This window comes from Mycobacterium sp. DL99, from assembly GCF_004762045.1.
Taxonomy (GTDB): Bacteria; Actinomycetota; Actinomycetes; order Mycobacteriales; family Mycobacteriaceae; genus Mycobacterium.
Map to the genome: position 1 here is coordinate 3,499,070 of NZ_SJOM01000007.1, position 22,174 is coordinate 3,521,243.

At 67.9% G+C, this 22,174-nt stretch carries 24 protein-coding genes; 10 read left to right on the forward strand and 14 right to left on the reverse strand.

Going from position 1 to position 22,174, the window contains the following annotated elements:
- Positions 1-8 precede the first annotated feature (8 nt).
- Entirely contained in the window at positions 9-593 is a 585-nt protein-coding gene (locus EYZ64_RS17260; protein ID WP_135455073.1) for a CGNR zinc finger domain-containing protein, read from the reverse strand.
- A gap of 118 nt (positions 594-711) precedes the next feature.
- Between EYZ64_RS17260 and EYZ64_RS17265 the strand changes: the two genes are divergently transcribed.
- Complete coding sequence (locus EYZ64_RS17265) at positions 712-1,185, forward strand: hypothetical protein (protein WP_353653679.1); 474 nt, start codon at positions 712-714, stop codon at positions 1,183-1,185.
- A gap of 1 nt (position 1,186) precedes the next feature.
- Here the strand turns inward: EYZ64_RS17265 and EYZ64_RS17270 are convergent, their stop codons facing one another.
- The 5 genes from EYZ64_RS17270 to EYZ64_RS17290 all read right to left on the reverse strand — a co-directional run bounded on the left by EYZ64_RS17270 (position 1,187) and on the right by EYZ64_RS17290 (position 5,887).
- Positions 1,187-2,215 (reverse strand): zinc-binding alcohol dehydrogenase family protein, encoded by a 1,029-nt coding sequence (locus EYZ64_RS17270; protein ID WP_502703017.1) that lies wholly within the window; start codon positions 2,213-2,215, stop codon positions 1,187-1,189.
- Positions 2,216-2,224: 9 nt separating this feature from the next.
- Complete coding sequence (locus EYZ64_RS17275; protein ID WP_135455078.1) at positions 2,225-2,527, reverse strand: GlsB/YeaQ/YmgE family stress response membrane protein; 303 nt, start codon at positions 2,525-2,527, stop codon at positions 2,225-2,227.
- A gap of 231 nt (positions 2,528-2,758) precedes the next feature.
- A complete protein-coding gene (locus EYZ64_RS17280) occupies positions 2,759-3,769 on the reverse strand; it encodes an alanine and proline-rich secreted protein Apa (RefSeq protein WP_135455080.1) in 1,011 nt (336 codons plus the stop codon).
- A 235-nt stretch (positions 3,770-4,004) separates the two neighbouring features.
- Positions 4,005-5,102 (reverse strand): sulfate/molybdate ABC transporter ATP-binding protein, encoded by a 1,098-nt coding sequence (locus EYZ64_RS17285; RefSeq protein ID WP_450071667.1) that lies wholly within the window; start codon positions 5,100-5,102, stop codon positions 4,005-4,007.
- Positions 5,093-5,887: an ABC transporter permease gene (locus tag EYZ64_RS17290; RefSeq protein WP_135455084.1), complete on the reverse strand. Its 795-nt coding sequence runs from the start codon at positions 5,885-5,887 to the stop codon at positions 5,093-5,095. Before EYZ64_RS17290 ends, EYZ64_RS17285 begins: the two co-directional genes overlap by 10 nt.
- 177 nt (positions 5,888-6,064) lie before the next feature.
- Between EYZ64_RS17290 and EYZ64_RS17295 the strand changes: the two genes are divergently transcribed.
- From EYZ64_RS17295 to EYZ64_RS17305, 3 genes are all read left to right on the forward strand, one after another.
- A complete protein-coding gene (locus tag EYZ64_RS17295; protein ID WP_135455086.1) occupies positions 6,065-6,739 on the forward strand; it encodes an SDR family oxidoreductase in 675 nt (224 codons plus the stop codon).
- A gap of 18 nt (positions 6,740-6,757) precedes the next feature.
- A complete protein-coding gene (locus tag EYZ64_RS17300) occupies positions 6,758-7,684 on the forward strand; it encodes an LLM class F420-dependent oxidoreductase (RefSeq protein WP_135455087.1) in 927 nt (308 codons plus the stop codon).
- 129 nt (positions 7,685-7,813) lie between these two features.
- On the forward strand, positions 7,814-9,187 hold the full coding sequence (locus EYZ64_RS17305) for an NAD(P)/FAD-dependent oxidoreductase (RefSeq protein WP_135455090.1): 1,374 nt from the start codon (positions 7,814-7,816) through the stop codon (positions 9,185-9,187).
- On the opposite strand, the gene EYZ64_RS17310 is transcribed toward EYZ64_RS17305, so the two are convergent.
- The 8 genes from EYZ64_RS17310 to EYZ64_RS17345 form a co-directional block, all read right to left on the reverse strand.
- On the reverse strand, positions 9,184-9,840 hold the full coding sequence (locus EYZ64_RS17310; RefSeq protein ID WP_135455092.1) for an urease accessory protein UreD: 657 nt from the start codon (positions 9,838-9,840) through the stop codon (positions 9,184-9,186). The two genes, EYZ64_RS17305 and EYZ64_RS17310, sit on opposite strands and share 4 nt — an antisense overlap.
- Positions 9,840-10,526, reverse strand: a complete 687-nt coding sequence (ureG, locus tag EYZ64_RS17315; protein ID WP_135455094.1) for an urease accessory protein UreG — start codon at positions 10,524-10,526, stop codon at positions 9,840-9,842. Before ureG ends, EYZ64_RS17310 begins: the two co-directional genes overlap by 1 nt.
- 29 nt (positions 10,527-10,555) lie before the next feature.
- A complete protein-coding gene (locus EYZ64_RS17320; protein ID WP_135455095.1) occupies positions 10,556-11,191 on the reverse strand; it encodes an urease accessory protein UreF in 636 nt (211 codons plus the stop codon).
- The gene (locus EYZ64_RS17325) at positions 11,192-12,913 is read right to left on the reverse strand and encodes an urease subunit alpha (RefSeq protein WP_135455097.1); all 1,722 of its coding nucleotides are present in this window, start codon (positions 12,911-12,913) and stop codon (positions 11,192-11,194) included. It lies immediately after the preceding gene.
- On the reverse strand, positions 12,910-13,224 hold the full coding sequence (locus EYZ64_RS17330) for an urease subunit beta (protein ID WP_135460081.1): 315 nt from the start codon (positions 13,222-13,224) through the stop codon (positions 12,910-12,912). Before EYZ64_RS17330 ends, EYZ64_RS17325 begins: the two co-directional genes overlap by 4 nt.
- Before the next feature lie 7 nt (positions 13,225-13,231).
- A complete protein-coding gene (locus EYZ64_RS17335) occupies positions 13,232-13,534 on the reverse strand; it encodes an urease subunit gamma (protein WP_135455099.1) in 303 nt (100 codons plus the stop codon).
- Between the two features lie 73 nt (positions 13,535-13,607).
- Positions 13,608-14,009: a PaaI family thioesterase gene (locus tag EYZ64_RS17340; protein WP_135455101.1), complete on the reverse strand. Its 402-nt coding sequence runs from the start codon at positions 14,007-14,009 to the stop codon at positions 13,608-13,610.
- Between the two features lie 156 nt (positions 14,010-14,165).
- Entirely contained in the window at positions 14,166-14,936 is a 771-nt protein-coding gene (locus tag EYZ64_RS17345; RefSeq protein WP_135455103.1) for an iron reductase, read from the reverse strand.
- A gap of 224 nt (positions 14,937-15,160) precedes the next feature.
- On the opposite strand from EYZ64_RS17345, the gene EYZ64_RS17350 reads away from it, so the two are divergent.
- The 6 genes from EYZ64_RS17350 (at position 15,161) to EYZ64_RS17375 (ending at position 22,172) form a co-directional block, all read left to right on the forward strand.
- On the forward strand, positions 15,161-15,577 hold the full coding sequence (locus EYZ64_RS17350) for a BlaI/MecI/CopY family transcriptional regulator (protein ID WP_044518806.1): 417 nt from the start codon (positions 15,161-15,163) through the stop codon (positions 15,575-15,577).
- Between the two features lie 14 nt (positions 15,578-15,591).
- Positions 15,592-16,563, forward strand: coding sequence for a M56 family metallopeptidase (locus tag EYZ64_RS17355; RefSeq protein WP_135455105.1), 972 nt, complete (start codon positions 15,592-15,594; stop codon positions 16,561-16,563).
- Positions 16,564-16,614: 51 nt separating this feature from the next.
- The gene (gene gnd / locus EYZ64_RS17360) at positions 16,615-18,069 is read left to right on the forward strand and encodes an NADP-dependent phosphogluconate dehydrogenase (RefSeq protein ID WP_135455107.1); all 1,455 of its coding nucleotides are present in this window, start codon (positions 16,615-16,617) and stop codon (positions 18,067-18,069) included.
- Positions 18,070-18,083: 14 nt separating this feature from the next.
- Positions 18,084-19,520, forward strand: a complete 1,437-nt coding sequence (locus tag EYZ64_RS17365; RefSeq protein ID WP_135455109.1) for a GuaB1 family IMP dehydrogenase-related protein — start codon at positions 18,084-18,086, stop codon at positions 19,518-19,520.
- A 239-nt stretch (positions 19,521-19,759) separates the two neighbouring features.
- On the forward strand, positions 19,760-21,127 hold the full coding sequence (locus tag EYZ64_RS17370) for a hemolysin family protein (RefSeq protein WP_135455111.1): 1,368 nt from the start codon (positions 19,760-19,762) through the stop codon (positions 21,125-21,127).
- Positions 21,120-22,172 (forward strand): hemolysin family protein, encoded by a 1,053-nt coding sequence (locus EYZ64_RS17375; RefSeq protein WP_135455113.1) that lies wholly within the window; start codon positions 21,120-21,122, stop codon positions 22,170-22,172. Before EYZ64_RS17370 ends, EYZ64_RS17375 begins: the two co-directional genes overlap by 8 nt.
- The last annotated feature ends 2 nt before the right edge of the window (positions 22,173-22,174 follow it).

The window sequence follows — 22,174 nt, forward strand, 5'->3', positions numbered from 1 at the left end:
CACGGGACCTAACTCGCGCCTCCGGCACGGCGACGCGCCCGGAACTCACGGTTCTTCAGCTTGTTCCCACACTCGGACATCACGCACCAGGTACCGCCATGGTTGCGGGACCGGTCGTAGAACGCCCACGTGCATTCATCGTTCGCACACGCCTTGAGCCGTGCCCACGTCCCGTCCTGCTGCGCGTCGCGCATCACCAGCAGCAGCTCCAGCAGGCGCTCACCCACGCCCTCTCCTGCGGCTGACAACCGCACCTGCCCGTCGGGGTTCACGTCGACCTTTGCGGTGGACGCGTCGGTGAGCGACTGCAGCACAGCGAGCTGACCGGCATCCGGCGGCGGACCGCCGGTGTTGTGAATCAGCAGCGCGCGCAGTGCTTCGCGCACCCGGCGCACCAGGTCCAGTTCGGCTGCGGTCAGGCTCGCCCCTACGGCGAGCAACCCGTTGGCCGCCAGCCAGGGCGCCGCGTCGTCGGGATCTGCGAGGCGGTCGATTCCCGCAGGTAACTCGATCGTGTTGACCAGGGCCTGAATCCGGGCCAGCGGTCCGGGCGCGGGTTTGGTCTCGGAGTCACCGGCCCACGTCGTCGTCATCGCTCCAGCGTACCGCCGTGACCACTAAATTGGTTTGACTAGTCATTCATGACCAGCGTACGGTAATAGATAGTCACGATCTCCGGACTGGGCATACGGAAAAATACGAGGTATCGCCGTGAACGACAACCGAATTTCTGCGACACCCGCGACCTCAGTCCGCCGTGCAGCCATCCCCTGCCGTGCCTCGATCCGCGCCCGCCTGACCGCACGCATCCGGTCGGGTCGCCTCGACGCCATGCTTGCCGTCGGCGCGCCGATCACCCCGGGCAGCGCGATCGCCGCGCGCGCGGCCCGGCTGACGTCGGCCTCCGAGCGCGAGGCGATCGCCCGCGTACTGCGCCGCTGCGTGCGTGAGGCCGCCAACGACACCATCTTGTGGTCGTCGCGAATCCCGTTACACCGGAAGAACATTGCCGCAGCGGAGATGATGATCGACGCGATCACCCTGCGGCTGCACTCACCTGCGCCGGTGGACGCGCGCGGCATGGCCCGGCTCAGCCGGGTGATCAATGACGGACTCGGACCGATGTACGCGTTCGGCCACGGTGACCTGAACGGCAGATTGGGCGCTGCGCTGGCCGCGCTCTGAACTACACCCGCAGCACCGCAGCACCCGCGACATGGCCGGCGCTCAGATCGGCCAGCGCCTCGTCCGCACGGTCCAGGCCGTACACGGGAGTACTGACCGCCATCCGGTGGCCACCGGCGAACGCCAGGAATTCTCGGGCGTCGGCACGGGTGTTGGCGGTGACCGAGCGGATCTCGCGTTCCTGGAACAGGTGCCGTTGATAGTTCAAGGTCGGGATGTCGCTGAGGTGGATGCCCGCGATCGCCAGCACGCCCCCACGGTCCAGTGCCGCCAGAGCGGGCAGCACCAGATCCCCCACGGGAGCGAACAGGATCGCCGCATCCAATGGCTCAGGCGGCATGTCGGCGCTGCCCTGCACCGACGACGCACCCAGTGCCAGCGCGAGTTCGCGGGCGCGCTCGCCACGGGTCATCACATGCACGCGGGCCCCCTGCGCCAACGCCACCTGAGCGGTCAGGTGCGCACTACCGCCGAAGCCGTAGATACCCAGCCGCCCACCCTGCGGTAGGTCGGTGCGCAACAGCGACCGATAGCCGATGATCCCAGCGCACAACAACGGCGCCAGCTCGACATCGGAGTAACCGGTCGGCAGCCGGAGCGCGAATGCAGCCGGGACGGTGGTGAATTCGGCATAGCCGCCGTCAGCATCCCAGCCCGTGTACCGCGAAGACGGACAGAGATTCTCCCGACCACGCACACAGTAGGCACACCGCCCACACGTGTGGCGCAGCCAGGCCACGCCGACGCGATCACCCGGCGCGAACCCGCCGCCGGCCTCGGGGCCGACCGCGATCACCTCACCGACAACTTCGTGCCCGGGTATCACCCGCGGCCGGTGCACGGCCAAATCCCCTTCCGCCACATGCAGATCCGTACGACACACCCCGCAGGCCAGGACCGCGACGAGCAGTTCGTCAGGCCCCGGTCGCGGGGTGGACACGTTAACCCGTTGCAGCGGACGTGAACTCACCGGACCCGGGCTGACGACCTGCCAGGCCGTCATGGTCCCAGCGGTTCCGGTCGGCATCAGCCGCTCCGGTCAGCTGCGCTTACGTACCAATCCGACAAGCCAGAGCAGGATCACCGATCCGAGGATCGCGGTGAACAGGGTGAACCACCACCCGCCGCCGGCTGTGTTGAGGAAAAAGCTGAGTAGGAACCCGCCGATGAGCGCGCCGATCACACCGATGACGATGTTCATCAGAATGCCCTGGCCGCCGCCCTCGACGATCTTGCCGGCGATCCACCCGGCGATCGCGCCGATGATGATGTAGCCGATCCAGCCGACACTCGTCAGTGTGGAGGAACGCGCCAGGATTTCGGTAGCCGCCATTACGTCCATTGCAGGTCTCCTGCCTGTCACTGGCCATGCTCAGCGGGCTCGCTGAGCCTCACCCAAGGTGTACCTACCGAACGTAACGATTCGGTTGGCTGTTTGGGAACGATCAACGTTCACCTATGGGTTTCCCACGGCACAGACAGGTCACACCTGTGTGGGCAGACGAAAAATCACGTTGCTTAGAAATGCCTCACGCCGACCCTGAACAGGGCCGGCGTGAGCAATGAACGGATATCAGGCCGGGGGCTGCATCTCCGGCGGAGCGTTGGTGACCGGCACCGGCACCCCGACACCCGGACGGGCAGGCGGCGCGTTCGGGTCGGCCGGCGGCGGTGCCGCATTGGGATCGCCCGCGGGTGGCGCCGGCGGCGTCCACGGCCGGATCGAGTTGGCCAGCGTCGCGGCGGCAGCCTTGTCCACCGGATGGCTGGCCGACCCCAGCCAGACCACGAACCAGCGTTCCGGTGCGCGTTGCCCGCGCGGGGTTCCCGGGGCGGGCGGCGCGCCGACCACACCGGCCCAGATCTGGCCGTTGGGCTTGTTGGTATCGGTGAACTTCACCTCGTAGTACGAGGCGACGCCGCTGAGCCCGTTGGCGTCGAGCGGCACGGTCTCCTGATTCACCCGGGTCCCGGGGAACGGCATGAAGAACTCACCCATGTCGGAGGCCAGGCGGACGGCAGCCTTGGCGTTGTCAGACTCGGCGCCTGCGAACAACTTCAGGTCGAGGCGCCCGAGCAGCACACTGGTGTCGTTCGGCGGTTCAGGCGTGCCCTCCGGCGGGATCTTGGTCAACAACGCCTGCCCATAGGACAACTGGGTCGCGTCGGACACCTTCCAGCCTCCGGGGACGACGTAGCTGAACCCGCCTGCGGCGTTGTCGATGCGGCCGGGCTCCGGCGCGGGAGCAGCAGGTGCCGCGGCCGGGGCGTTCGGGTCAGCAGGTGCCGGGGCCGGCGCGTTCGGGTCAACGGGAGCCGGAGCCGGCGCGGGAGCCGGAGCATTGGGATCGACAGGCGCCGCCGCGGCGGGGGCCCCGGGAGCGGGAGCAGGTGCGGCCGGGGCCGGGGCCGGTGCACCGGGCACTGCCGGGGCGGGCGCCGGCACCGGGGGCGCCGGCTCGGGATCCGCATACGCCACCGCCGGCAGCGCAACGGCCGCGGCGGTCGCGCCGGTCATCGCAACCAGCGCCAGCTTCTTCGACAGACCTCTGCGCCGATGTGACATCGCATCCGACTCGTCCATGGGGAAGAAACTACCGTGTTACGGCCGTGACGCAAGTGTGAGTTGCTCTTAGAGTGCCAAAAAGTGCGATTGCGACAGATGAGATATGCCCAGCTAGGCAGCAGGGTGACGAGTTGCTGAAGCGTGGGTGTGTCGGGCGCCACGCCGGACCTGGCAACCCACCTTCGACACCCGCGGTGCCGCGATCCTCACCACGTGATTCGGACGTGCGCGCACATGCGTTACGCCGCGCAGGTCAGTTACTTCCGGCGCCCGCAGGGTGGACAGCAACCTCCTGCGCCTTCACCGAGAAGTACACCGTGTCCCCAGGGGTCAGTCGCAGCTCGGCGGCCGATTCGGCGGTGATGTCAGCGGCCAGGCCCGGTGCACCGTCGGGCTGTTCATCGGCCCGCACCCGGATGCCGGGCCCCCGGCTGTCCAGCTCCGCGACCGTCACCGCGACGGTGTTGCGCGGACTGCCATGTGGCTCGTCCCGGTACACCGAGACCGACGCCGGCGAGAACACCGCTACCACCGGCGCCCCGGGCCGGACCTCGACCGCCGGCGTGCCCTGCCAATTCGCTTCCCATGCGGTGACCACCACGCCGTCGCCGGCAGCCGTGCCGCCGATCAGGTTCACCCCGGCGAACCGCGCCCCGAAATGACTCTTGGGCGTCGCCAACACCTCTGCAGCAGAACCACTTTCAATGATCCGCCCGCTCTCCACCACAATCACCCGATCGGCCAGCGTGAGTACGTCGAGCAGGTCGTGGGTGATCAGCACCGCACACCTGCCGCCCGTCGTCAGCACTCGCCGCAACACCCTGCGCATCGACGCGGCCACGGCCACGTCCAAACCCGCCAGCGGTTCGTCGAGCAACAGCACCTCGGGATCGGCGGCCAACGCCCGGGCCAGCGCGACCCGCTGAGCCTGGCCACCCGACAACTGGCGCGGCCGCCGGTGGGCCAGATCCGTGGCATCGACCTCGGCCAACCACCGGTGCGCGGTCTCATGCGCGGCGCGTCGCCCGAGCCGGCGCCCGCTGCGGGCACCGAATGCCACATTGGCCAGCACACTCAGATGCGGAAATAGCAGGGAGTCCTGCAACAGCAGGCCGACCCGGCGGGCATGGGTCGGCACCTGCACACCCGCTGCCGCGTCGGTGAGCACCCGATCACCCACCTGGATGCGCCCGGCGTCCAGGCCGACCAATCCGGCGATCGAATGCAGGGTGGTCGACTTGCCCGCGCCGTTGGGGCCCAGTACCGCGAGCACCTCTCCGGCCGCCACACCGAACTCCAGGTCCAGGCCGCGGTTCTCGACGACAGCGCGCACATGCAGCGTCATGCCCATCCCCCGGCCCGCAGCCGTCGACTGCCGAGACCGATGACCACCACCGCAGCCACCACCACCAACAGCACCGACAACGCCACAGCGGCGTCGGCGTCACCCTCGCGCTGCAGGTAGATCTCCAGCGGAAGGGTGCGGGTGACGCCCTGGCGCGACCCCGCGAACGTGAGCGTGGCGCCGAACTCGCCGAGGGAGCGCGCGAAGGCCAGCACGGCTCCCGAGATGAGGCCGGGTCCCAACAGCGGGAGGGTCACCCGCCACCACACCGTCGCCGGCGACGCACCCAGCGTCGCCGCCACGACCTCGAAATCGGCGCCGGCGGTGCGGGCCACCCCTTCCAGCGAGATGACCAGGAACGGCAACGATACGAACGTCTGCGCCAGCACGACCGCCACCGTGGTGAAGGCGATCTGCACCCCGGCGCCCTCCAGATACCGGCCTACCAGCCCGAGCCGGCCGAAGGCGTACAGCAGCGCGATGCCGCCGACCACCGGCGGAAGCACCAGCGGCAGCAGGATCAGCGGCCGCACGATCCGAGCGACGAGCCCTTCGGCGCGGGCCAGCACCAGCGCGAGCGGGACACCGAACAGCACGCACAACACCGTGCTCGCCAGCGAGGTCTCCAGACTGAGTTTCAACGCCGCGGTGGACGACGTGCTGGTGACCAGCGACCCGAACTGCGGCCAGTTCACCTTCGCCACCATCGCAACCAGCGGTAGCACGACGAATATCGCGCCCGCCGCGGCAGGGAGATAGATCCAGCGCGGAAGCCGTGGCGGATTCGTCACGATGTAGCCCCGGTGACGACGTCGACGCAGATGAGAGCGCTGGGTCGGGTCATCCGCGCAACCTTAGGTGAGCCGGCACGGGCGCGCCGGGTTTCGCCTCCTAGCTACTGTCCAGTAACATTGGCCGATGGTCGCCCCCGTCCGGCGCGGCGATCCCCGGGTACATGGAGGTACATCATGGCGGAGGTGCTGGTCACCGGCGGCGACACTGAACTGGGCCGCGCGATCGCGGCAGGTTTTCTCGACGCAGGCCACAACGTGGTCATCGCCGGCGCTCGCCGCGAAGATCTGGAATTGGCCGCCAAGCAGCTCGACGTCGCGTCGATCGTGTTCGACAACACCGATCCCGCCAGCCTCGAGAGCGCCCGCGCGCTGTTTCCCCATCACCTCGACACCCTTGTGAACGTCCCGGCCCCGTTGTTCGAGGCCAAGGACCCCCGCACGTTCACGCTGACCGATCTGGCCACCGCGTGGCGCAATGCGCTGGATGCCAACGTGGTCTCCGCGGTGCTGACCGTGCAGATCGTCGGCGATCACCTGCGCTCGGGCGGTTCCATCATCAACGTCGTGCCCACAAGCCCGCGTGAGGGCAGCGCAGAAGCTGCCGTCAAGGCAGCCCTCGGCGATTGGACCGCCGGTCAGGCCACATACTTCGGCACCCGCGGAATCACCGTCAACGCCATCGCCCCCGGCCTGTCGGCCGAGCCGGGCTACGACGGCCTGGGCAGCACGCCGCCGTCCGTCGCCGACGAATTCGCCCGTCTCGCAGTGTTTTTGAGCACCCCGGCGGCTCGCCACATCACCGGGCAGACGATGCACGTCAGCCGCGGAGCGTTGGCCACTCTGGGCTAGAGGGTTACGGTAGATGGAGTGACGATCCGACTCGGACTCCAGATACCCAATTTCTCCTACGGCACCGGTGTCGCCGAACTGTTCCCCACCGTCATCGCCCAGGCGCAGGAAGCCGAGGCCGCGGGCTTCGACTCCGTCTTCGTGATGGACCACTTCTATCAGTTGCCCGGCCTCGGCACCCCCGACCAGCCGATGCTGGAGGCCTACACCGCACTGGGTGCACTGGCCACCGCGACGCAAAATGTGCAGCTGGGCACCCTGGTCACCGGCAACACCTACCGCAACCCCACGCTGCTGGCCAAGGCCATCACCACGCTCGACGTGGTCAGTGCGGGCCGAGCGATTCTGGGCATCGGCACCGGATGGTTCGAGCTCGAGCACGACAGCCTCGGCTACGAGTTCGGAACCTTCACCGACCGCTTCAACAAGCTCGGTGAGGCGCTGCAGATCATCCTTCCGATGCTCGCCGGCGAGCGCCCGACGTTCAGCGGCAAGTACTATCGCACGGTCGAGGCGATGGCCAATCCCCGCTTCCGCGATCACATTCCGCTGATGATCGGCGGCAGCGGAGAGAAGAAGACGATCCCGCTGGCCGCGCGGCATTTCGACCATCTCAACATCATCGCCAACTTCGACGAACTGCCCCGCAAGCTCGACGTCATCCGGCAGCAGTGCGAGCAGATCGACCGTGACCCGGCGACGTTGGAAACCAGCATGCTGGTGATCGCCCTGATCGGCGAGCAGTTCACCGCCGACGCCATCCCGCCCGACTTCCAGCAGCGCGCCGTGTTCGGTAGCGCCGAGCAGATCGCCGAGCAGCTCAAGACCAAGCTCTTCGACACCGGGGTCGACGGCGTCATCCTCAGCCCGGTGACCATGGGCGGATACGTACCGGGCGGTATCACTGCCGTGGCCGAAGTCTTGAAACCACTGATTTCGGGGTAGCTGAAGTCTTGAAACACTGATTTCGGGGTAAACGTTCGGTGCGGTTGCCCATCTCACCGCGCTGCGGGGAATCGCGCCGACTAACCTATCGGTTGTATCGAGTGGCAAACACGTCCGCGAGGAGCAGCAATGAGCCATCCCGGAGCTACGGCATCGGATCGGCATAAGGTAGTCATCATCGGATCGGGTTTCGGCGGTCTGACCGCCGCCAAGACCCTCAAACGTGCTGACGTCGACGTCAAGCTGATCGCCCGCACCACCCACCATCTGTTCCAGCCGTTGCTGTACCAGGTGGCCACCGGCATCATCTCCGAGGGCGAGATCGCCCCGGCCACCCGCGTGATCCTGCGCAAGCAGAAGAACGCCCAGGTGCTGCTGGGCGACGTCACCCACATCGATCTGGAAAACCAGACGGTGGATTCGGTGCTGCTCGGACACACCTACTCCACTCCGTACGACAGTCTCATCATCGCCGCGGGCGCCGGGCAGTCCTACTTCGGCAACGATCATTTCGCCGAGTTCGCTCCCGGTATGAAGTCGATCGACGATGCGCTGGAGCTCCGTGGCCGCATCCTCGGCGCGTTCGAACAGGCCGAGCGTTCCAGCGACCCGGTGCGCCGGGCCAAGCTCCTGACCTTCACCGTGGTGGGCGCCGGTCCGACAGGTGTCGAAATGGCCGGGCAGATCGCCGAGTTGGCCGACCAGACCCTGCGTGGCAGCTTCCGCCACATCGATCCCACCGAGGCCCGGGTGATCCTGCTCGACGCCGCGCCCGCGGTGCTGCCGCCGATGGGCGAAAAACTGGGCAAACGGGCCCAGGCCCGGCTGGAGAAGATGGGGGTCGAGGTTCAGCTCGGCGCCATGGTGACCGACGTCGACCGCAACGGCCTGACGGTCAAGGACTCCGACGGCACGCTGCGACGCATCGAATCGGCCTGCAAGGTGTGGTCGGCAGGCGTCTCGGCCAGCCCGCTGGGTAAGGATCTGGCCGAGCAGTCCGGGGTCGAACTGGACCGGGCGGGCCGGGTCAAGGTGGATCCCGACCTGACGATCCCCGGTCATCCCAACGTGTTCGTGGTCGGCGACATGGCCGCTGTGGACGGGGTGCCGGGCGTCGCCCAGGGCGCGATCCAAGGCGGCCGCTACGCGGCCAAGCTGATCAAGCGCGAGGTCGCCGGCACCAGCCCGAAGATCCGGGCCCCGTTCGAGTACTTCGACAAGGGCTCGATGGCCACGGTGTCGCGGTTCTCTGCGGTCGCCAAGGTCGGCCCGATCGAGTTCTCCGGGTTCTTCGCCTGGGTGTGCTGGTTGGTGCTGCACCTGGTGTACATCGTCGGGTTCAAGAGCCGGCTGGTGACGGTGCTGTCCTGGGGTGTGACGTTCCTGAGCACCAAGCGGGGGCAGCTCACCATCACCGAGCAGCAGGCCTACGCCCGCACCAGAATCGAAGAACTCGAGGAAATCGCGGCTTCCGTGCAGGAAACCGAGAAAGCCGCGTCCTAGGCCTCTGTGCCTTCTGCTGTCTGAGGCGGCAGCCGGTCCCCCTGCCAGGTGGCCAGGCTGCCGCCGCGGGCCAGCTCCAGCACAGTCCCGTGCGCCTCGAATGAAGCTGCGGGATAACGCAATTCGCTGATGCAGGCCCGAGGTGCGGCCAGCACATCGTCGCCAACGGCCCCGCAGCCGAGTTCGATGCGATGACGCAACAGCGGCGTCGATTCGACGTCGGCGTACAGCGCTGACGACCAGAACCCTTCCTGCTCACCGGACCTGCCGATCTGGACCCGCTCCCGTATCCGCACCTGCGCGGACTCGGCGAGTCGCAGTCGTGTCGTGGTGTGATGCACCGAGCCGCCGGCCACGACAGTCGGCTGCGGATCGAGGTCCAACTGGCCGGCCACCTCGATCTCCCACTGCGCTACCGACCGCAATGTGTGGCCGCCGGGCAGCACCATCGTCGCGGCCGCGGTGCGGATACGCAGCCGGGCACCGGCTTCCACCACCACGCGCACCGTGAGCGTGTCGCCGCCGAGCGGCGTGGCCGCCGTGGAGATCAGATGGACCGTATCGGGTTCGGTGCAGCGTCCCGCCAGCCCGCCGCGCGCCTCGATCCGCGGCAACCGTCCCGGCGAGGCCACGACAACCACGTTCGGATGCATCACGCCGACGGCGCCTGCGCGACCTTCAACTGCTCACGCACCCAGGCCAGCACCGGACCCGCCGACGGATCCTCGGTCAGTGAGATGAGCGCCGTCGGTCTGTCTGCGCGGACCTTGGCCGCGTCGCGTCGCATCACGTCCAGATCGGCACCCACCAACGGCGCCAGATCGGTCTTGTTGACCACCAGCAGGTCCGAGTACGTCACGCCGGGCCCACCTTTGCGGGGCACCTTGTCTCCGCCGGCCACGTCGACGACGAAGATCTGAACGTCCACCAGGCCCGACGAGAACGTCGCGGTGAGGTTGTCACCACCGGATTCGACGAGGATCAGGTCCAGTGCGGGGTTCGCCTCGATCAGGTCGTCGATGGCATCGAGGTTGGCGGTGATGTCGTCGCGGATCGCGGTATGCGGACATCCCCCGGTCTGGACCGCGGCGATCCGCTCGTCGGGCAGCACCGCATGCCTGCGCAGGAAGTCGGCGTCCTCGGTGGTGTAGATGTCGTTGGTCAGCACGGCCAGCGACAGGTCATCGCGCAACTGCCGGCACAGGGCAGCCACCAGCGCGGTCTTTCCGGACCCGACGGGGCCGCCGACGCCGATGCGCAGCGGCTCGCCGGGGTGGCGCACCCGCTTGGGCCGGTCGACGTGGGTGTGGGGCTCGCCGTCGAGGAAATGCGGTGGCATGGTGGGCCTTTCGAGATCGAACTACGGATTTACGAGACGAACAGCGGCCGGTCACGTTCGGTGTGCCGCTGCGCCAGGACGTCGAGCAAGGGATCGGACAGGTCGGCCAGTCCGGTGACCGCCTCGGCCGCCACCGCGTCACACAACCCCGACAGCTCGAAGGTCAGCGCTGCGACATCGGCCGGATCCAACGCGAGCAGACGCTGCGCGGCGGTGGCCGAGCCGGTCATGGTGGTGTACACCACCGACAGTGCCGTCTGGCCCGGATCCAGCTGGGCGGCTGCCCCGACGGCGCCGGCCGCCACCGGCAGATGCGGCCGGGGTCCGAGCGCGTCCCACGACTCCTGAGGCCAGACCCGCCGGGCCAGCCGGACCAATCCGCGGCCCTGGGCGCGCGAGGCCTCGCGCGCCGCCGGAGCTGGTGTGCGGGCGTCGGTTTCGACGTCGGCAACCTCGGGGCCCAGGGTCCCGGTCTGTACCGCCACCGCGATCGAGGCGGCGACCAGCCCGCTGGTGCGAACCCGCCGGACCAGGTATGCGCGCACGGTGGCGACGTCGGTGAGCAGACCGCTGGTGATCGCCTCCTCGACGCCACCGGAGTGCACGTGACCGCCGGTCGGCAACCGCGAGTCGGCCAGGGTCAGAAGCGTTGCCAGGCTGCTCATCTAGAACAGGAAATATCGCTGGGCCATGGGCAGTTCGACGGCGGGCTGTTCCTGCCAGACCTGCCCGTCGATCCGAACGGTGAAGGTATCCGGCTCGACCTCGATGTGCGGCAACGCATCGTTGAGCGGCATCTGCGCCTTGCCTACTTGCCGAACGTTCTTGACCGCAGCCAGCTTTCGACGAATGTCGAGGCGGTCCGCCAAGCCGTCCCCGATGGCCTGCGGTGCGACGAAGTGCACGGAGGTGGCGGCCGCGGCGGCCGGGGCCGCACCGAACATCGGCCGCGGCAGCACCGGCTGCGGGGTGGGGATGGACGCGTTGGCGTCACCCATCGCCGCCCAGGCGATCATGCCGCCCTTGATCACCGCGTGCGGGCGCACTCCGAAGAACGCGGGTTCCCACAGCACCAGGTCGGCCAGCTTGCCGACCTCGACCGACCCGACCTCATCGTCGAGGCCGTGCGCGATGGCCGGGCAGATGGTGTATTTCGCGACATACCGGCGGACGCGGTTGTTGTCGGCCTGACCGTCCCCTTCGAGAGCTCCGCGTCTGCGCTTCATTACGTGCGCGGTCTGCCAGGTCCGCAGTACCACCTCGCCGACCCGCCCCATCGCCTGCGAGTCGCTGCCGATCATCGAGATGGCCCCGATGTCGTGTAGTAGATCCTCGGCAGCGATCGTCGACGGCCGGATCCGGCTTTCGGCGAATGCCAGGTCCTCGGGCACGCTCGGATTCAGGTGATGGCACACCATGAGCATGTCGAGGTGCTCGTCGAGGGTGTTTACCGTGTGCGGCCGGGTCGGATTGGTGGAGCTGGGCAGCACATTCGGATGCGAGGCAACGGTGATGATGTCGGGTGCGTGCCCGCCACCGGCGCCCTCGGTGTGATACGCGTGGATGCCGCGGCCCTTGATCGCAGCCAGCGTGTCCTCGACGAAACCGGCCTCGTTGAGGGTGTCGGTGTGGATGTTGACCTGCACCCCGGCGGCTTCGGCGACCGTGAGGCAGGCATCGATGGCCGCCGGCGTGGTGCCCCAGTCCTCGTGCAGCTTGAATCCCGCTGCGCCACCACGCAACTGCTCCCACATCGCCTCGGAACTGACAGTGTTGCCCTTGCCGAGCAGCGCGACATTGAGCGGCCAGGAATCCAGCGATTCGAGCATCCTGGCCAGGTGCCAGGCGCCCGGGGTGACCGTAGTCGCCTTGCTGCCCTCGGCCGGGCCGGTACCGCCGGCCACGATCGTGGTGATGCCGCCGCCGAGGGCCTCTTCCATGATCTGCGGACAGATCAGGTGCACGTGGCAGTCGATCGCGCCGGCGGTCAGGATGCGACCGTTGCCCGCGATGATCTCGGTCGACGGACCGACGACCAGATCCGGGTGCACACCGGTCATGATGTCGGGGTTGCCGGCCTTACCGATGGCGGCGATGCGGCCGTCGCGGATCCCGATGTCGGCCTTGATGATTCCCCAGTGGTCGATGATCACCGCGCCGGTGATGACGGTATCGGGCGCGCCGTCGGCGCGAGTCGCCCGCGACTGCCCCATCGACTCACGCAAGACCTTGCCGCCGCCGAACACCGCCTCGTCACCGGCCAGGCCCGGGCCGCCACTGCGGTCCTCGGTGATCTCGATGAACAGGTCGGTGTCGGCCAACCGGATCCGGTCACCGGTGGTGGGGCCGAACAGTGCCGCGTAGCGGGCCCGGGTCAATTCGGTCATTCGGTTCCCAATCGGCCGGGCGGGTCGAGACTGATCCCGTGAACCTCGCGGGCGCCGCCGAGTGGAACCAGTGAAACGCGCTGGGCGACACCGGGTTCGAATCGAACCGCGGTACCGGCCGGGATATCGAGGCGGTGACCGCGGGCAGCGGACCGGTCGAAGTCCAGGGCGGCGTTGGCCTGCGGCAGGTGCACATGGCTGCCGACCTGCACCGGACGGTCACCGGTGTTGACGACGTCGAGCATCAACCGCGGCGCACCGGCATTGAGCGCGATGCCACCGTCACCGAACACGATCTCGCCGGGAACCATGGCGATCTCAGGCAATCGGGTGGTGGACGGTGACCAGCTTGGTGCCATCGGGGAAAGTGGCCTCGACCTGCACGTCATCCAGCATCTCGGGCACTCCCTCCATGACCTGCTCGCGGGTCAGCACATCGCGTCCGCTAACCATCAACTCGGCAACCGTCCGACCGTCACGGGCACCTTCCAACAGGTGATCGGTGATCACCGCGACGGCCTCGGGATGGTTGAGCAGCAAGCCGCGAGCCTGTCTGCGCCGCGCCAGTTCCGCGGCATACGAGATGAGCAGACGATCCTGCTCATGCGGGGTCAAACGCATAGTGCGCGATCCTGCCACGGCGAGCGGGGTTCGGCAGCGCTCGCTGTCCCGGCACGACCGGCGGGCGAATTCGCTACTCGGGAATGTTCTGCAGCCGAACCTGACCGCGGGCTACGAGCTTGCCGTTCTCATCGGTGATGGTGATCAGCCACAGCTGCTGGCGGCGGCCCCGGTGGATCGGCTCCGAAACCGCTGTGACAGTGCCGGATCCGATCGCGCGCAGGAAATCGGTGTTGTTGTTGACCCCGACCACGGTGCCGCCGCCGTTTTCCGACAGCCACACATGGGCCGACACACTGGCCAGGCTTTCGACGATCGAGCAGTACACGCCACCGTGCACGATGCCCCAGGGCTGCAGCAGCTTGTCATGGATCGTCAGCTGTGCGCGGCCGCCGTCGGGGGTGAGCTCGAGATAGGTGAGGCCTAGTTCGGTGTCGAAACCTTTGCCCAGACCTTCGGGGAAATCAGTGGTCACAGTCCTCGTGTCTACACGCCGTATTGCCACAAAGATGCGGGCGGGTCCCGCGTATCAAACGCGGGACCCGCCCTCGAGCGGACCGGGGGTCTCTGCAGCCCTCAGGACTCCGGCACGGTCCGTTAGTCTCGTCCCTACATACTAGGCAAGGCTATCCTAATTAAGCAAGACCTTCCCCGCCCGGCCCGAGCCTCGGACCGGCAGACCGAACCCCACCAGGGCATCGAGCACCGCCTGGCCACGCCGCATGCTCACCACCTCGCTGGACCCGGCCAGCAGCGGGACCTGGGTGGCCGCACCGACCACTGCCGCGCCCACCATGTGCCACATGGTCGCGACCGACACAGCGCCGTCACTGATCTGCACCAACCGGCCGAACAGCGGCTCAAGCGCGCGATGACTGCGATGCGCCACCCAGGTGGTCAGTGCGGCCTCGCTGGGCAGCGCGACGATCCCGTCATGGGATGCGTTGACAAACCGGGCGGCCCGGCCCGCGAAATAGGGGTCCCCGGGCAGCCCACGCAGGGTCGGATCGATGACACCGACCCAGTCGATCGCCCCCTCGGAATCGACGTGGACCCAGAGGTTCTCCAGGCCTGTGTCCCAGGCCCGCCCTTCCAGCACCAGCAGCGGCACCACCCGGCCGATCACCACATGGGTGAACGTGGCAGCCAACTGCTGGGCGACGGCGGCGCGATTACCCGTCTCGGCCATCGCGGCGTCGAACATGCCTTGCAACCGATCGGCGGACAACGCCTCGGCCAGCGGCCACCACCGCCGGCGCGACAGGTCCCCCACGACGGCCACACCGTAGACCCGCGGACACTCCGGATACAGCTCACGTAAACGCCGACTCGACTCGTGCAACGGCAGCGTCCGCTCGATGGCCATACCCGCGATCAGCGGATCTTCGATCAAGACCGTCATGTCACCTCCGAAGGCTCCAGTTTGACTTAGGTTAGCCTTACTATAGTCACGTGAAGGATGAGAGCTACCTCCTGTGACTCGATTCACAACGGACCCCATATATGGCGCTGACCTTGCCCTAAACCGCGATGGAAGGCAGTTGGAGCGCCGTCGCCAAACGCATACGACGCGCGGTAGTAAACCCGTAGTACGCTGGCTTTACTGCTCAGGAGAGTGAACGGAACATGGCCAAAATGACGCGTCTCGGGGAGCTTGAGCGCGAGGTGATGGACCACTTGTGGTCCGCGCCCGAACCCCAAACAGTGCGCCAAGTCCATGAGGCGCTGGCCGCCCGCCGCGACTTGGCCTACACCACGATCATGACCGTGCTGCAACGACTGGCGAAGAAGAACCTGGTCGTACAGCACCGCGATGACCGTGCGCACCGCTATGCGCCCACCAACGGCCGCGACGAGCTGGTCGCCGGCCTGATGGTCGATGCCCTCGACCAGGCCGCGGACTCCGGCAGCCGCCAGGCCGCCCTGGTCCATTTCGTCGAGAGAGTCGGTGTCGACGAAGCCCGGGCACTGCGCCGAGCGCTCGCCGAACTGGAGAGCAAGCACCAGCTGCCCCCACCGGCTGGCAATTCGGGCACTGCCTGAGAGAGACTTACGGCGTGTCCGCGCTGGCCTTCACTCTCGTCGCGCTGGCCCTGGTGGGACCAGTGCCGGCAGTGCTGGCCCGTGCGCTGTGGCCGCTGCGCGCCCCTCGTGCGGCGATCGTCCTGTGGCAATCGATCGCACTGGCCGCGGTGCTCTCGGCCTTCTCGGCCGGTATCGCGATCGCCAGCCGCCTGTTCGTTCCCGGTCCTGACGGCCGGCCGACCGCAACCATCACCAGTGAGATCGACGCTCTCGGTTTGCCGTTGTGGCTGCTCTACGTCGTGGTGTTCACCCTGACCCTGCTCATCGGCGGGCGGCTCTGCGTAGCGGTGATCCAGGTGGCGGTGGCCACCCGGCGCCGCCGCGCCCATCACCGCATGATGGTCGACCTGCTCAGCAAGTCGCGCGACGCGGTGCCGGCCCACCTCTGTACGGCCCACCGCCCGCTCGCCGGCGACGGGTTGCGCATCCTCGACGTCGCACAGCCTCTCGCCTACTGCCTGCCCGGGGTCCGCAGTCGCGTCGTGGTCAGTGAGGGAACACTGACCACGTTGTCCGACAACGAGGTCGCCGCGATCCTCACCCATGAGCGGGCCCACCTGCGCGCACGCCATGATCTGGTCCTGGAGATGTTCACCGCCGTCCACGCCGCCTTCCCTCGGTTCGTCCGCAGCGCCAACGCCCTGGACGCGGTCCGGCTGCTGATCGAGCTGCTGGCCGACGACGCCGCGGTACGGACCGCGGGCCCCACTCCCCTGGCCCGGGCGTTGGTCGCCTGCGCGGGCGGCCGCACCCCCTCCGGCGCGCTGGCCGCCGGCGGACCGACCACCGTGATCCGGGTGCGCCGCCTCGGCGGCAGGCCCAACAGCGTGGCCATGGCGGTCACCGCCTATCTGACCGCGGCCGCGGTTCTGGTGGTACCCACCGTCGCCGTCGCCGTCCCCTGGCTCACCGAGCTTCACCGCCTGTTCTCCGGACTCGGATAAAGCGCTGCACGACAGGCGTTCTGCTACAACAAAACAACGAAAGGCTGCTGCATGAGCAAGACCAGCACTTCCGGTACGGCGCAGATCGGAGTCACCGGCCTGGCCGTGATGGGCTCCAACCTCGCTCGCAACTTCGCCCACCACGGCTATACCGTTGCGCTGCACAACCGGTCGATCGCCAAAACCGATGCACTCCTGGCCGAACACGGTTCCGAGGGCAAGTTCGTGCGCAGCGAGACAATCGCGGAATTCCTTGACGCCCTGGAGAAACCACGCCGGGTGATCATCATGGTCAAGGCCGGCGACCCGACCGATGCCGTGATCAACGAGTTGGCCGACGCCATGGAGCCCGGCGACATCATCATCGACGGCGGCAACGCCCTCTACACCGACACCATCCGCCGCGAGAAGGCGGTCCGCGAGCGCGGCCTGCACTTCGTCGGCGCGGGCATCTCCGGCGGTGAGGAGGGCGCACTCAACGGCCCGTCGATCATGCCCGGCGGCCCCGCCGAGTCCTACAAGTCCCTCGGCCCGCTGCTGGAGGAGATCTCCGCCCACGTGGACGGTGTGCCGTGCTGCACCCACATCGGCCCGGACGGGGCGGGGCACTTCGTGAAGATGGTGCACAACGGCATCGAGTACTCCGACATGCAGCTCATCGGCGAGGCCTACCAGTTGCTGCGCGACGGGCTGGGCAAGTCCGCGCCCGAGATCGCCGACGTGTTCGCCGAATGGAACAAGGGCGAACTGGACAGCTACCTGGTCGAGATCACCGCCGAGGTGCTCCGTCAGGTCGACGCCAAGACCGGCAAGCCGCTGGTCGACGTGATCGTGGACGAGGCCGAGCAGAAGGGCACCGGGCGCTGGACCGTGAAGTCCGCACTCGACCTCGGGGTTCCCGTCACCGGTATCGCCGAAGCCGTGTTCGCGCGGGCACTGTCCGGTTCGGTCACCCAGCGCAAGGCCGCCACCGGTCTGGCCTCCGGCGAGCTCGGTGCAATGCCCGGTGACGCAAAGCAGTTCACCGAGGATGTGCGCCAGGCGCTGTATGCGTCCAAGATCGTCGCCTACGCACAGGGCTTCAACCAGATCCAGGCCGGCAGTGCCGAGTACAACTGGAACGTCAATCCCGGCGATCTGGCCACCATCTGGCGCGGCGGCTGCATCATCCGGGCCAAGTTCCTCAACCGGATCAAGGAAGCCTTCGACGCGGAGCCGGAGCTGGCCACATTGCTCGCCGCCCCGTACTTCCGCAGCGCGGTGGAGTCGGCGATCGACAGCTGGCGCCGCGTAGTGGTGACCGCCACCCAGCTCGGTATCCCGGTCCCCGGTTTCTCGTCGGCACTGTCTTACTACGACGCGCTGCGCACCGAGCGGCTGCCCGCGGCACTGACCCAGGGCCTGCGCGACTACTTCGGCGCGCACACCTACGGACGCACCGACGCCGAGCCCGGTCAGAAGTTCCACACGCTCTGGAGCGGCGACCACAGCGAAGTGCCTGCCTGAGTAGATTCGTTGTTGTGAGGTTTTTGAACGGACACATCCCGCCGTACGACCTGACCTACAACGACGTCTTCGTCGTGCCCGGACGGTCGGATGTGGCATCGCGCTTCGACGTCGATCTGTCCACCTCCGACGGGTCCGGCACCACCATCCCGGTGGTGGTGGCGAACATGACGGCGGTGGCGGGTCGACGCATGGCCGAGACGATCGCCCGGCGCGGCGGCATCGTGGTGCTGCCGCAGGACCTGCCGAGCGGCGTGGTCGCCGACACCGTGCAGTTCGTCAAGAGCCGCGATCTCGTGGTGGACACGCCTGTGACGCTGGGCCCGGACGACTCGGTGTCCGACGCCGCGGCGTTGCTGCACAAGCGTGCGCACGGCGCGGCGGTGGTGGTGTCCGAAGGACGCCCGATCGGACTGGTCACCGAGGCCAATTGCGCCGGGGTGGACCGGTTCGCCCGGATCCGTGAGGTCGCGGTGACGGACTTCGTCACTTCGCCGGTGGGCACCGATCCCCGGAAGGTATTCGATCTTCTCGAGCACGCGCCGATCGATCTCGCGGTGCTCACCGAGCCGGACGGCTCCCTGGCCGGCGTGCTGACCCGCACCGCTGCGGTGCGGGCCGGCATCTACACCCCGGCCGTCGACTCCGCCGGGCGGCTGCGCATCGCCGCAGCCGTCGGCATCAACGGCGATGTCGGCGCGAAGGCCCGCGCGCTGGCCGAGGCCGGGGTCGACCTGCTCGTCATCGACACCGCCCACGGTCATCAGCTCAAGATGCTCGACGCGATCAAGTCGGTGGCGGCCCTGGATCTCGGCCTGCCGCTGGCGGCGGGCAATGTGGTCTCCGCCGAGGGCACCCGCGATCTCATCCAAGCCGGCGCCACGATCGTCAAGGTCGGCGTGGGGCCCGGCGCGATGTGCACCACCCGGATGATGACCGGCGTCGGCCGACCGCAGTTTTCCGCAGTCGTCGAATGTGCCGCTGCGGCAAAGGAACTCGGCGCTCACGTGTGGGCCGACGGCGGAGTGCGGCACCCGCGGGACGTGGCGCTGGCGCTGGCCGCAGGGGCGTCGAACGTGATGATCGGCTCCTGGTTCGCCGGAACCTACGAGTCCCCCGGCGACCTGATGCACGACCGGGAGGAACGCCCGTACAAGGAGAGCTACGGCATGGCCTCCAAGCGTGCGGTGGCCGCCCGGACCGCCGGAGACGGCCAGTTCGACCGGGCCCGCAAGGCCCTGTTCGAGGAGGGCATCTCGTCCTCACGGATGAGCCTCGACCCGGGCCGCGGCGGTGTCGAGGACCTGCTCGACCACATCACCTCGGGGGTGCGCAGCACCTGCACCTACGTCGGCGCCACCAACCTCGCCGAGCTGCACGAGAACGTGGTGCTGGGCGTGCAGTCGGCCGCTGGTTTCGCCGAGGGGCATCCGCTACCGACGGGCTGGTAATCCGCCGAGTCGCGATACTATTGGGTTTCCTGGATACCGAGTGGACGATGGCAGATTGCCCATTTCGCCCGCTCGGTCAGATCGAACGAAAGGGTTCACGTGCCGCAGGCACCCACCGAGGCCTCCGGTTCTGAACCGGCCTTCCGGGTGGAACAGCAGTCACTTCTGAGCGCCGAAGCTGACGACCCCTCTTCTAGTCGGCCGGGCCCCGGGCCCGGCGTACCCCTGGTGAGAATCTGATGGGCAGCTCAGCGGACGTGTTTCTCTCGTTGCTGTCGATCCTGGCGATCGTCCTGCTCACCTTCGGCACCGCGGTGTTCGTGGCTGCCGAGTTCTCTCTGACCGCACTCGAGCGCAGCACGGTCGAGGCCAATGCCCGCACCGGGGACCGCCGCGACCAGCTGGTCCGCCGCGCCCACCGCACGCTGTCCTTCCAGCTCTCCGGGGCCCAGGTCGGCATCTCGATCACCACCCTGGCCACCGGTTATCTCGCCGAACCCGTCGTCGGGGAACTGATCCGCCCCGGCCTGGATGCCATCGGCATTCCTGCCAGATTCACCGGCGGCCTGTCCCTGTTCCTTGCCATCCTCATCGCGACGTCACTGTCGATGGTGTTCGGCGAGCTCGTGCCGAAGAACCTGGCGGTGGCCCGCCCGGTCCCGACGGCCCGCGCGTCGGCACCGTTCCAGCTGCTGTTCTCGATGCTGTTCACCCCGGTCATCCGGCTGACCAACGGCACCGCCAACTGGATCCTGCGCCGGCTGGGCATCGAACCGGCCGAGGAACTGCGGTCGGCGCGCTCGGCGCAGGAACTGGCGTCACTCGTGCGCAACTCGGCCCGCAGCGGGTCGCTCGACCCGTCCACCGCGTTGTTGGTGCACCGCTCGCTGCAGTTCGGCGAGCGCTCCGCCGAGGAACTGATGACCCCGCGCTCCAAGATCGAGGTCCTCGACGCAGGCGACACCGTCGCCGACCTGATGTCGGCGGCGATCCGCACCGGCTACTCCCGATTCCCGATCGTCGAGGGCGACCTCGACGAGACCATCGGCGTCGTCCACATCAAGCAGGTGTTCACGATTCCGCGCGAGGACCGGGACAAGACCCGGCTGGCCGCCCTGGCACTGCCGGTGGCCACCGTGCCGTCCACCCTCGACGGCGACGCCGTGATGACCCAGATCCGTGCCAACGGATTGCAGACCGCGCTCGTCGTGGACGAATACGGCGGCACCGCGGGCATGGTGACGGTCGAGGACCTGATCGAGGAGATCGTCGGCGACGTGCGCGACGAACACGATGACGCCACCCCCGACGTGGTGCCGGCCGGGGACGGCTGGCAGGTATCCGGGCTGCTGCGCATCGACGAGGTGGCGACCAGCACCGGATTCCGGGCTCTCGAAGGCGAATACGAGACCATAGGAGGCCTGGTCCTGCAGGAACTCGGCCACATACCGGAGCCCGGCGAATCCGTGGAGCTCGCCGCCTTCGATCCCGACGGAGACCCCGACAAACCGACGCACTGGCTGGCCACGGTGGTGCGGATGGACGGCCGCCGCATCGACCTGCTCGAGCTGACCAGCCTCGGCCACCGGGAGAACAGTCATGGGTGACATCCTCGGTGTGCTGTTGACCGTGCTGCTGCTGGCCGCCAACGCCTTCTTCGTGGCCGCGGAGTTCGCGCTGATCTCGGCCCGCCGGGATCGGCTGCAGGCCCTGGCAGAACAGGGCAAACGCAGCGCCGTCACCGTCATTCGGGCCGGCGAGCGCCTTTCACTGATGCTGGCCGGCTCTCAGCTGGGCATCACGATCTGCTCGATCCTGCTGGGCCGGGTCGGCGAACCGGCCGTGGCGCATCTGCTGGAGAAGCCGTTCGCGTTGGTCGGCGTGTCCGACACCGTGCTGCACACGGTCTCGTTCTTCGTCGCGCTGGCCATCGTGGTGATCCTGCACGTGCTGCTCGGTGAGATGGTGCCGAAGAACATCGCCATCGCGGGACCCGAAACCGCCGCGATGCTGCTGATCCCGCCATATCTGGTCTACATCCGCGCGGCCCGGCCGTTCATCGCGTTCTACAACTGGTGTGCCAACGCCACCCTGCGGGCGTTCCGCGTCGAACCGAAGGACGAGCTGGAATCGGCCGTGTCGACCGTCGAACTGGCCGAGATGATCGCGGAGTCGGTATCCGAGGGCCTGCTCGACACCGAAGAGCACGGTCGGCTGACCCGGGCCCTGCAGACCCGCAGCCGCTCGGTCAGCGATGTCGCGATGCCGTTGAACGAGATTCACGCCATCCGGGTGGCCGCGCCGGGTTCAGGACCGACCGTCGGCGATGTGGAGCGGGCCCTCACCGAGACCGGGTACTCACGCTTCCCGGTGGCGGATTCGTTCGGCGAGTTCATCGGATATCTGCACATCAAGGATGTGCTGCCACACATCAACGACCCCGATGCGGTGCTGGATGTGTCCATGGTGCGTCCGCTGCCGCGGGTCCCGGCCTCGACGCCGCTGCCCGACGCATTGTCGCGGATGCGGCGGAGCAACAGTCACCTCGCGCTCGTGACCGGAGCGGACGACACCGTCACCGCGATGGTCGCACTGGAGGACCTGGTAGAGGACCTGGTCGGAACGGTGCGCGACGGTACGCACCGCATCTGAGC